Annotated in this window: 6 protein-coding genes; 2 read left to right on the forward strand and 4 right to left on the reverse strand. The window is 58.8% G+C overall.

Features of this window, described 5'->3' with window-relative positions; all coding sequences use genetic code 11:
• Positions 1-54: 54 nt before the first annotated feature.
• The 4 genes from NW828_RS12540 to NW828_RS12555 all read right to left on the reverse strand — a co-directional run bounded on the left by NW828_RS12540 (position 55) and on the right by NW828_RS12555 (position 8,541).
• The gene (locus tag NW828_RS12540; RefSeq protein WP_414384206.1) at positions 55-1,173 is read right to left on the reverse strand and encodes a tetratricopeptide repeat protein; all 1,119 of its coding nucleotides are present in this window, start codon (positions 1,171-1,173) and stop codon (positions 55-57) included.
• 41 nt (positions 1,174-1,214) lie between these two features.
• Complete coding sequence (locus NW828_RS12545; protein WP_414384207.1) at positions 1,215-2,690, reverse strand: site-2 protease family protein; 1,476 nt, start codon at positions 2,688-2,690, stop codon at positions 1,215-1,217.
• A 47-nt stretch (positions 2,691-2,737) separates the two neighbouring features.
• Entirely contained in the window at positions 2,738-3,829 is a 1,092-nt protein-coding gene (gene acsF / locus NW828_RS12550) for a magnesium-protoporphyrin IX monomethyl ester (oxidative) cyclase (protein ID WP_414384208.1), read from the reverse strand.
• 104 nt (positions 3,830-3,933) lie between these two features.
• Positions 3,934-8,541 (reverse strand): glutamate synthase-related protein, encoded by a 4,608-nt coding sequence (locus NW828_RS12555; RefSeq protein ID WP_414384209.1) that lies wholly within the window; start codon positions 8,539-8,541, stop codon positions 3,934-3,936.
• Between the two features lie 286 nt (positions 8,542-8,827).
• Between NW828_RS12555 and NW828_RS12560 the strand changes: the two genes are divergently transcribed.
• Both NW828_RS12560 and uvrC read left to right on the forward strand, forming a co-directional pair.
• Positions 8,828-9,043, forward strand: coding sequence for an IS630 transposase-related protein (locus NW828_RS12560; protein WP_414329292.1), 216 nt, complete (start codon positions 8,828-8,830; stop codon positions 9,041-9,043).
• Between the two features lie 614 nt (positions 9,044-9,657).
• Entirely contained in the window at positions 9,658-11,529 is a 1,872-nt protein-coding gene (gene uvrC / locus NW828_RS12565; RefSeq protein WP_414384211.1) for an excinuclease ABC subunit UvrC, read from the forward strand.
• The last annotated feature ends 254 nt before the right edge of the window (positions 11,530-11,783 follow it).

Genomic DNA, 11,783 nt, shown 5'->3' on the forward strand with positions numbered 1-11,783 from the left:
GGTAGTAATCCGTACTGAACATATTATACATTATTTTCAGTATAGTTGAGCTTATTATTGACTAGAGTCATGCTCTCGAATAGCCGCTTGCCATTCTTCTATGCTGCGGGATCCGGCCACAAAGTGCTCAAAACGAGGGGGCAGGGAGCACGTGACCTCATCTTGGATGACCGAGGTGTGGAAGCCGTAGAGGGCCACTTGAGCACGATCCAGGGCTTCTACCCAGCCGCGAGTCAGGATCTTCCAAAAGGAGTGATCCCGAAACAGGCCGGAGACAATGCCTACCCGCACTCGGCCAGGATGTCGCTGCCAGAGGACGGAGGGCTGGGGATAGCGGGCCGCCATCACGTCCCTCACCAAGGATCCGTAGAGCTGCTGCAGATCGCGGTCGTTCTGGCCTTGGTAGGGCAAAAAGAAGGGTTGGACGGAGCCGATCCCGGCAGCTGCTCGCTCCAGGGTTTCGGGATCCCGCGGCAGGTGTTCCCAGCGGCCCTTCACCTGTTGTAGGGCTTGGCGGTAGCGCTCCCGAGCCACGGAAACTTGGTCTGCCGAGGCGTACAGCAAGGGCAACTGGCTAACACACCAGCCCAGGGCCGCGGCCAAGTCGGCGGGATCCGCTTGCCAGAGTTGGTAGAACAGCTCCGCCGCTTCCTCCTCCCGGCCACAATCCCGCAGCAGGATGGCCAGGGTGTAGGCGGCATCGGCAAAGTCCGGCTGCAGCTCCAGGGCCTGTCCCAAGGGGACAAGGGCCGCCTCCAAATCCCCCTGCTGCCGCAGCACCAGCCCCAGCTGGTACAAAACTTCCGCGTCCGGCCCCCCCTGCTCTAGGGCCAGTTGCAGGTGAGTTTTCGCCTCCGCCAGCTGCCCCGCCTGCTTGAGAACAATTCCCAAATTAAAGTGGGCGTCGGGAAACCAGGGCTGGTGGGCAAGGGCCTGCCGGATCAGGGCAATCGCGTCGTCCAGGGATCCCTGTTGCTGCCGACAGACCCCCAAGAGGTGCAGTGCCTCGGGGTGGGTGGGCTGGGCTTGCAGCACCTGCTGGTAAAGTGAGACAGCCTGTGGCCATTGCCCTGCCTGGTGATGGCGAACGGCTTGGGCCAACAGACGCTGTAGGTGCTCTCCTCTGTCCTTTCCAGCTCTGCCTAGGCCAAAGCCTTTCCCCGGTCCAGACACAGTGAGCTCCTCTCGCCGGCGGATCCTGGGCCTCTACCCCATCAGCCGTTGGGGAAATTGAGAAAGCCCGCCAAGGCCGGAGCAATCGGCAACAGGGTCATGACCATCAAAAAGAGGGCCAGCAATGCCAAAGCATCCCGCTGACCGTCGGTTTCAGTAATCTCATCCTGCGGTGGACGCTCTGGCTCGCGGGCGATGAACAGGATCAGCAGCGCCCAGTAGAGGGCCAAGACGTTGCTGATGGCCGCCACCGCCAAGGCAATCAGGGTGATGAAGGTGGCGCGGGCCGCCGTCTTCCGCCCGTACACCGCCTGCACAATGCGACCCCCGTCCAGCTGCCCTGCCGGCAGCAGGCTCAAGGCGGTGATTGCCAGGCCAATCCAGCCCACGGCAACAAAAGGATGAATGGGAACCAGCTCCGCCTGCAACTGGGATCCCAGCACCAGCCGCGCTAGGGTGCCTACCAGGATGGAGCTGCGGAAGATCTCCGTGGGCACATACAGACCCTCGGAGCCGGAGAGCTTCAGGCCAGCCAAGAGCACCAGCAGCGACAGGATCCCGCTCGCTGCCGGGCCGGCAAAGGCAATGTCGAAGAGGGCCTTGCGGCTGGGCACCGGCGATTGGATGCGGTTTAGGGATCCCAGCGTGCCAATGCCCAAGCTGGGGATAACAAAAGCAGGGCTGAGGCGCACCCCGTACTTGCCCGCCATCCAGCGGTGTCCGGTCTCATGCACCAGCAAGATGGCGAAGATCCCGGCCGCCACCGGCAGGGCTTCCACCCAGCGCCCCGGCGCATCCAACAGCCGGAAGCCCAAGAGATTGGCCCCCACCTCCAACGTGGCGACGAAGCTGAAGACCAGCAACGCCCCCGCCAGGATCTGCGCCCCCACGGAAGCGCGGTAATTGACGATGGGATCCGGCAAGACCACCACCGCCGGCTTTTCCGCCGGATCCTCCACCAAAAAGAGCTGGTAGCGACTGCCCAGCCGCTCCTTTAGCCTTCCCAAAAGCAGCGGCACCACTACCTCCGCCTCCCCGCGCAGGTTGCCCTTGAAGATTGCCCCCTCTCCGTAGGGTATGGTCTCGGTAACGAAGAAGGTGTCCAGGCTGAAGATAGACTGAATGGCCTGCAGATCCTCAGCCGAGATCCGCTGCAGAACCGCAGGCGCTTCCAAAGGCGCCTCCCCTGCCGAAGGGGCTTCCCCCTGCTCTTCCAGACGAGCCAACTGCTCGCGACGGGCCTGCAGCTCCTGCTGGGCCAACTGGCGGGTCTTGCGCCCCACGGCAATGTAGAGCCCCGTAAACACCAGCAACAGCAGCAGGAAACCGGCAAAGTTGAGGTAGATTCCCAGCAGCAACAGCCCTAGGAAGACCACCCAGGGCAGCAGCAGCAGGGATCCCTGCAACCACACCCAGACGGCCAAGGATCCCCGTCGGCGAGCCCGCCAAAATCCCCAACCCAAAAAGGCCAGCGTTCCCAGCAAAAAGAGCGGCGTAATCTCAGCGGCAATGTTCATGGCTGACCTATGAGGCTGTACGGGTACCAAGCTGAGGGCAAGACGGCTCAAGCAGAAACAGCCGTTCCTTCAAAACGGGGCTCCGGCTGCTCCCACAGGTAGAAGCCAGCTTTCCGAGGTTTCAGGAGGAACAGCCGCAAAAACTGATAGAAGTTATCCAAGTAGAGGGGCAGCTTGCGCAAACCCTTGAAGGGGCCGGATCCCCGGGCAATCTCCCTCAGCTTAGCGTTGTTGGCCACACACTTCTGCAGCCGCCGCACAAACTCAGGGTTTTCCACATCCAACACCACCGGAAACACCTTGGCCGCCTCGCGGTTGGTCTTGTAGATTACCTCCATGTCATAAGTATGGGGATCCAGCCCGATGAGGCGGTAGAAATCCGGGCGCTCTCCCACATCGTTGAGGTACATAGTGGCGAACACCGACAGCAAGAAGAAACGGCACCACAGCTTGGCCACCCATCCCTTGAGCAGCCGCGGCTGGCTTAGGAGCATGAGCGCGAAGAAATCGCCGTGGCGGTTCTCGTCCTGGCACCAGTTCTTGAAGAAGTTGAAGATGGGGTAGATGCGGTCTTCGGGATGGGCCTCCAGGTGGCGGTAGATGAGGATGTAGCGCCAGTAGCCAATCTTCTCCGAGAGATAGGTGGCATAGAAGATGAAACGCGGCGCGAAATAGGTATAGGACTTGTGCTTGGTCAAAAAGCTCAGGTCGAAGGCCATGTTGAAGTCGCCCATGGCGCGGTTCAGAAAGCCGGCATGGCGGGCCTCATCGCGGCTCATCAGGGCAAAGCACTCGGCCAAAACGGGGTTGGTCTCTTTTAGCTTGCGCGACAGCTCCTTGTAGAGGAGAAAACCGGAGAACTCGGCTGTACAGGAGCGCTCCAAGAACTCCACAAACAGCCGCCGCGCCTCCGGATCGAGCTGACTTTCCCAATCTTGGTTGAACTCCTCACCCCGGACGAAGTGATGGCGGTTGTAGTCGGCGCGAAACTCCTGCAGGATGGCCCGGAAATCGGCCTCTCGATCCCCTAAGCCCATTTTGCCGATGGCCTCGAAATCGGTGGTGTAGAAGCGCGGCGTTAGGATGGTCTCGGTGGGCACTCGCGCTTGAGTTTGAGCAGCTTGCAAACTGGGACTCATAGTGATTTAAAGCGGATGAAAAGGCCAGGTATACTCTCGCAGTTTACCAGCCTCTCTGGCCGTCGTGGGGATAAGAAGTGTTACCGGCAGGCTCTGAGAGATCCTTAAGACTCCACTGCCAGCGGCTGGGATCGCAAGGGATCCGTCAGCTCGCTGCCCTCCTCCGAAGGCGGGATCACCTGCCAAAACAGAGGCAAATAGGATTCCCAATTTTGCAGAATGCGCTCCGCTTTGGGGGAATGGGTGCGGCGATAGTGCTCTTGGATCAGGCTCTTCAGTTGTGCCTCTGCTGCTGCTGTCTGCACCCGCTGAATGCGCACGATCTCCCCGTTGACCTTGGCGGGAAAGTCGCCCTGCTCATCCAGCACATAGGCCAGGCCGCCGGTCATCCCAGCCCCCAAGTTGCGGCCCACCCGCCCCAGCACCACCACCACCCCACCGGTCATGTACTCGCAGCAGTGGTCGCCGGATCCCTCGATCACCGCCTGCGCTCCCGAGTTGCGCACCGCAAAGCGTTCCCCCGCCTGGCCGTTGGCAAACAGGGATCCGCCCGTGGCCCCGTACAAACAGGTGTTGCCCAGGATTACATTTTCCGCCGGATCGCGGGGCGCCTCAGGGGGAGCCAGGATGACGATCTCGCCGCCACACATGCTCTTGCCCACGTAGTCATTCGCTTCTCCTGTCAGGGTCAGGCGCATCCCCGCCAGTGTAAAAGCGCCAAAGCTCTGGCCGGCGCTGCCGACAAAGCGCAGATCCAACTGCCCCCCCTGTTGGGCGAAGCCGGTATCTCCGTACAAGCGGGCCAAGGTTCCGGCAATGCGCCCGCCCACACAGCGGTCGGTGTTGGCGATAGGGATCTCCACCGTGGCCGTGCCGCAGGTTTCCACCGCCTTCTGCACCTCCGGCTGAGCCAGGATCTGCTCATCCAGCACCGGGCCGTTGGAATGCACCGGCTCATGCTCCAACCAGTCGGGCAGGGTGTTGGGATCAAAACCGGGGGGAGTTCGCAGCAGACACTCCAAGTTCAAGGATGGGGTTTTCTGCAGAACGGCATCGGCCCGCGGACAGAGCAGATCCACCCGTCCAATCACCTCCTTCAGAGAGCGGTAGCCCAGTTGCGCTAAGACTTGGCGCACCTCCTCCGCCACAAAGGTGAAGAAGGTCACCACGTGATCTGGCGTGCCGGGGAAGCGCTTGCGCAACTCCTCCTTCTGGCTGGTCACTCCCACAGGGCAGTTGTTGGTGTGGCACACCCGCGCCATGATGCACCCCTCCGCAATCATGGCCACCGTGCCAAAGCCAAACTCTTCTGCCCCCAGCATGGCCGCCATCACTACTTCCCAACCCGTGCGAATGCCGCCATCCACCCGCAGGATGGAGCGCTGCCGTAGGCCGTTTTCCAGCAGGGTATGATGCACCTCCACCAGGCCCAACTCCCAAGGTGCCCCGGCATGTTTGATGGAGCTCAAGGGGGAAGCCCCTGTGCCCCCTTCATGGCCGGAGATTTGGATGATGTCGGCGTTGGCCTTGGCTACTCCTGCCGCCACCGTGCCGATGCCCACCTCCGCCACCAGCTTCACCGACACCTGTGCCTGGGGGTTCACCTGGTGCAAGTCGAAGATCAACTGCGCCAGATCCTCGATGGAGTAGATGTCGTGGTGGGGTGGCGGCGAGATCAAGGTCACCCCCGGCTTGGAGCGGCGCAGCTTGGCGATGTAGGGGCTGACCTTTTTGCCCGGCAGTTGCCCGCCCTCGCCCGGCTTGGCCCCCTGGGCAATTTTGATCTCAATTTGCCGCGCGTTGAGCAAATACTCCGGTGTCACGCCAAAGCGGCCCGAGGCCACCTGCTTCACCGCCGAGCTGGCGTTGTCCCCCATGCGCAGCCCCTTCAGGTGGGGAAAGCGGGCCGAGGTGCCATCTGGGCCTACATCGGTGATGGGGAGGTATCGTTCCGGATCTTCCCCGCCTTCACCGGAGTTGGACTTGCCGCCGATGCGGTTCATGGCAATGGCCAGGGTCTCGTGGGCCTCGCGGCTGAGGGCCCCCAAGGACATCCCACCTGTGGCAAAGCGTTTGAAAATCTCCGACACCGGTTCCACTTCCTCCAAGGGAATGGGATCCCGGTCGCTGCGGAAATCCAGCAGGTCTCGCAACGCGGTGGGGGTGCGGCTGCGCAGGTGTGCCCTGTAGATCTCATAGTGGGCAGGCTGACCCGATTCGATGGCCTTGTGCAGCAGTTTGGCCATTTCTGGACTGTTGATGTGGTATTCGCCTTTGGGCCGCGCCTGGATAAAGCCAAAGTTCTCCAGCTTTTTCGAGGTGAGTTCGGGAAAGGCCCGCTGGTGATTCACCATGCCCTCGCGGGCCAGATCCGCCAGCGTCATGCCTCCCACCCGCGACACCGTGCCGCGGAAGGCCAGATCGATCACCTCTTGGCTCAGGCCAATGGCCTCGAAAATCTGCGCTCCGTGGTAGCTGGAGAGCAGAGAAATGCCCATTTTGGAAAGAATCTTGAGCAGCCCTGCCTCAATGGCGGCGCGGTACTTCAGTTGCACCTCGGCCAGGGAAAGCTGGGGCAACTTGCCGGCAGCCATCTGGGTTTGCGTCTTGGGCTTGTGCCACCACTGCCGCACAGCTTCATAGGCCAGATAAGGACAAACGGCGCTGGCCCCGTAGCCGATCAAGCAGGCAAAGTGGTGGGTGCTCCAGCATTGGGCAGTCTCCACCACCAGGGAAGCGCGTAGGCGCAGCCCCTCCTGGATGAGGTGATGGTGGATGGCGCCCACCGCCAACAGAGGTGGGATCAGAGCCTGCTCGGCATCAAGGCCGCGATCCGAGAGGATTAAAATCTCAGCTCCCCCCCGCACTGCCTGAGCCGCCTGCTGGCAGAGGGCCCGTACCTGGACCTCCAGTCCTTCTGGGCCGGCAGCCACCGGATAGAGAATCGGGAGCGTGTGGCAGGGAAAAGGGGTATGCTGCAGAGCGGCCAGCTCCGCTTCGTTGAGCACCGGGCTGCGCAACTGCAACAGGCGGGCATGCTCAGGGCGGATCTCCAGCAGGTTGCCCTTGGATCCCAGATACACATCCAAAGACATCACCAGGCTCTCCCGCAGGGGATCGATGGCAGGGTTGGTGACCTGGGCAAAGCGCTGCTTGAAATAGTCGTAGAGGGGATGAGGCTGGGTGGACAGCACAGCCAGCGGCGCATCGTCCCCCATGCTGAAGGTGGGCTCCTTGCCCGTAGCCGCCATCTCCTCGATGATCATCTCCACATCTTCTGAGGAGTACCCGAAGGCGGTTTGGGCTTGTAACAGTTGTTCTTCTGAGAGGTGAGGGGTATTTTCAAAGCCTTGGGTGCTGAGCTGAACGCGATGGGCTTTGAGCCATTCGCCGTAGGGGTGCTGGGCTGCCACCTGGGTTTTGATCTCCCAGTTTTTGCAGATTTGCCCGCTCTGCAGATCCACCGTCAGCATCTGCCCTGGGCCTAGCCGCCCTTTTTCCAAAATGTCGGTCTCCGGCAGAGGAACCACGCCAGCTTCCGAGGCCACCACCAGCAGACCATCGCGGCTGCGAGCGTAGCGGGCTGGGCGCAGGCCATTGCGATCCAACGTGGCCCCGATGGTTTTGCCGTCGCAGAAAACCACCATCGCCGGGCCATCCCAAGGCTCCTGCAGGCCGCCGAAGAACTCGTAGAAATCCACCACTTCCGGGTGATTCTGCAGTTCTGGCTGGTTGCGATAGGCTTCCGGGATCAGCACCATCATCGCCTGCTGAGTGGAGTAGCCCGACTGAATCAACAGCTCAAACACAGCGTCCAGACCTGCTGAGTCGCTGGTGCCCGGGTCAATAATCGGCTTCAGATCCTCGACCGCTGTACCCCAGCGGGGATGGGAAAGGGTTTGTTCGCGGGCGGCCATCCAGTTGACATTGCCCAGGTAGGTGTTGATCTCGCCGTTGTGGCAGAGGTAGCGGAAAGGCTGAGCCAGCGACCAACGCGGCAGGGTATTGGTGCTGAAGCGGCGGTGGTAGGTGGCGTAGGTGGTGGTGTAGAGGGGGTTTTGCAGATCTCGATAAAACTGGCCCAGAACCGACGATTGCACCATGCCTTTGTAAACGACAACCCGGCAGGACAAAGAGGCAAAATACAGAGCATAAAAGCCAAACCGAGCCTCTACCCGCCGCCGAATGCGCCGCCGCAACAGATAGAGCTGCTGCTCTAGCTCGTCTCCTTCCAGCGTGGGATGGGTGAGGAGCATCTGCCAAATGGAGGGCATGGTCTGCCGCGCCATCGGCCCCAGGCAATTGGGATTGACCGGTACCTGCCGCCAAACCACCCGCTGCCAGTCGGTGGTGGTCAAGTACTCATCGATCACCTGCTGCACCGCCTGACACTCAGCAGGATCCTGAGGCAAAAAGACCATCCCCACCGCGCTGTGAGTGGGATCCCAAGCTCGAATTTCTTCCCTCTCTGCCTGCAACAGCGACCAGGGGATTGCCGTTGCAATGCCCGCCCCATCACCGCTCTGGCCGTCGCCGCCACAGCCACCCCGATGTTCCATACAGGTGAGGGCCTGAAGGGTTTTCTGCAAGAGGTCGTGGCTGGCTCTCCCCTGCTGATTCACCAAAAAGCCGACCCCGCAAGCATCCCGCTCTTGAAAGTGCCAGTTTTCCTGCAGGATAGGGGCCGAGACCTGAGAGGGATGGGGATTCATAGGAGTAAAAACAGTTTGGAATAAATCACGCTTTCAGAGGTGGAAAACCAGCATATCGCACTCCAATCCGACAGGAAAAGGGGGGGCAGTCTCAAGTCACGGCTGGCTCTTGCCAACAGGGCAACCGTTGGGGCAATCGGCTCAGCGAAGTAAAGACAAAAAAGCTCGTCATGAACAGATTTTTCGAGTTTCTTCTGCAGCTTTCCCCGACGGACTGCGGACGATCTGAGAAAGCTAGGGCGAATGCGCCAGCTCACACCGGCTCCGCTCGCTGGCAACTGGCCCTGTGGAGAACTGCGGTAGGGAGACAGCCGTAGGGTATGTCCAGGAAGAGGGCAACCCCACAGATGTACAACAGATGTACAAAGTCAGGCGTGCAACGGTCTATCGCTGGCTGAACCTAGAAGACCTCAGGCCGACAAAAGTCAAGACCCAGAAGCCAAAGATAGACTTGGCCGCCCTGCAGCAAGACATAGGCCAGGATCCAGGAGCTCAATTGTAAGGATAGAGCTCAGAGATTCGGGTCGCGCCAGCGGGACGGAGCCCTTGCCCTATTGACTATACTGGTGGTGCTCTGGGAGCAATGATACTATTACCCTAGATTTTTCGTGTTTCTGAGTAAGCTCATGCTGACTTGCCCAAGCCGTCATTCTTTTAACTTAGATACGACAAGATCCATAATGGAAAGCAGCATTATCGATGCCAGGATTGTCACAGGCAATTTATACCTGAATCTACTCAAAAGATTGTCTCAGAAGTCAATATATCCCTAGTTAATAAACTTAAGCGACTTTCCATTGCTGCTATATCTTATGTAAATGAACTACCAGAACTCTGGACAAAATTATGTTAATCACAAATCAACTTATCCTTCCCAAATCATGTAGGTCTACCCGTCAAAAGAGGTACTTTGATCCTGAGATGCGACGAGCTATTGCCATTTGTGCTAGCAGGTTGGAGCTTGAAAGCAGGACGAGCTTCCCAAACTTGTTCAGAATGATTGTTCAGAATGACTGTGTCTCCACATGGGTTGGAGTCAGTGTTGCCGAGAAAAGCCATATCCTTGCTAGATTGAAGTCATGGGATCCCTGACTCTACCCGGTAGAACTGAACTTTATGACCGTCCCTCTGATTCACAGCCGTGACGTTCTAGAGAGCCGTCTCAAGGAGATTCCTGCTGAACCCGGCGTATATTTAATGCGAGATGCCACGGATCAGATCCTCTATGTAGGCAAGTCCAAGAAATTGCGCTCTCGAGTGCGATCTTATTTCCGCTTCACCGGCGACCTGTCCCCTCGCATTCAGCGCATGGTAGCTCAGGTTTGCGAGATCGAGTTTATCGTAACCGACAATGAAAGTGAAGCCCTAGCCCTAGAAGACAATCTGATTAAGACCCATCAGCCCCCTTATAATGTTCTCCTTAAGGACGATAAAAAGTATCCCTATTTGTGTATTACCTGGTCGGAGCCTTATCCCCAGCTTTACATCACCCGCCATCGTCGCCTTGATCGGAATCAAGACAAATACTATGGCCCCTACACCGATGTTGGCCTGTTGCGCCATACCCTTGGGTTGGTCAAACGAATTTTTCCCTTGCGCCAACGGCCCAAACCTCTGTACAAAGATCGCACCTGTTTGAACTACGACATTGGGCGCTGCCCCGGGGTATGCCAAGGCTTGATCAGCCCAGAAGAGTATCGCAAAACGCTGACTCAAGTAGCCATGATCTTCCAAGGCCAGACAGATGAGCTGATCCGAGAGCTGCAGGAGAAGATGATCCAGGCCGCCGAACAGGAAAATTATGAGGCAGCCGCACGATATCGGGATCAAATTCGCGGTTTGGAACAATTGGGAGAATCCCAGAAGGTCTCTTTGCCTAACTCTACCGTCAGCCGTGATGCTCTGGCCTTGGCCATGAATGATTCACGAGCCTGCATTCAATTGTTTCAGGTGCGGGCAGGCAAGTTGGTGGGGCGGCTGGGGTTTGTGGCCGAAAACCGCGGTGACGACCCAGGCCTTATCTTGCAGCGGGCTTTACAAGAGCATTATCAATACTGCGATCCGGTGGAAATTCCCTCTGAGATTTTGACCCAGTATGAATTGCCCGATCACGATTTTCTGGAGTCTTGGCTGAGCCAGAAAAAAGGCCGCAAGGTCAGCCTCATTGCTCCCCAACGGCAGAGCAAAGCTGAGTTGATCGAGTTGGTCGAGCGGAATGCCCAACTGGAGCTAACCCGCGCCCAGCGCCTGGCGGATCGGGATGCTGTGGCCTTGGAGCGCTTGGCAGAGGTCTTGGATTTGCCGGATGTGCCCCGTCGCCTAGAAGCCTACGATATTTCCCACATCCAGGGATCCGATGCTGTGGCCAGTCAGGTGGTGTTTATCGATGGCCTGCCTGCCAAACAGCACTACCGCCGCTACAAGATTCGCAACCCTGAGGTGCGCCCCGGTCGTTCTGATGATTTTGCCAGCCATGCGGAAGTGGCCCGGCGTCGCTTCAGCAAAATGACCCCTGAGGATCAGCCGGATTTGGTGCTCATCGACGGGGGCAAGGGGCAGTTGTCGGCAGTCATGGCCGTCTTGGCAGATTTAGGGCTGGATCACCTGCCGGTGATTGCCTTGGCCAAACGAGAAGAAGAGATCTTTCTGCCGGGGGATCCTGTGCCCTTGCGGTTGCCGGCCCAAGATCCGGCTCGCTTGTTGTTGCAACGCCTGCGAGATGAAGCCCACCGATTTGCTCTCGCCTTTCATCGCCAGCAACGGAAAGCGCGTCAACATGCCTCTACGCTGGACGAGATCCCCGGCTTGGGCAAGTATCGGCAAAAGCTGCTGATGGAAGAATTTCGGTCGATTGCCCGCATTCAGGTGGCTTCAGAAGACCAGTTGGCTCAAGTGCCCGGCATTGGCCCGAAGATTGCCCGGCAGATTTACCGCTACTTTCACCCGGAAACTCAGGCGGAATCCCCGGAGACAGCGCAGGTGGAGTAGTTGAGAATCCGCGCAGGGATCCCTGCTCCCCCAGCACTCGGTGGGGTGATATCCACAGAAGCCTGAGCACCCTTCCTCGCCCGTGATTTTACGAGATCACGGGGGAACTTGTAGTGCGGAAAACATCGCTCAAAGCAAAAATGATACATAATCTCAGGGGCAGGCGTTCTTAGTGCCCTAGGTTGTGTTGATCTTTCATTTGAGCCAAGAGAGAGCACTGACGAGATAGAGAAAACTCAAGAAGTTCCTGGCCA

This window comes from Synechococcus sp. W55.2, from assembly GCF_047461635.1.
Lineage (GTDB): Bacteria > Cyanobacteriota > Cyanobacteriia > Thermostichales > Thermostichaceae > Thermostichus.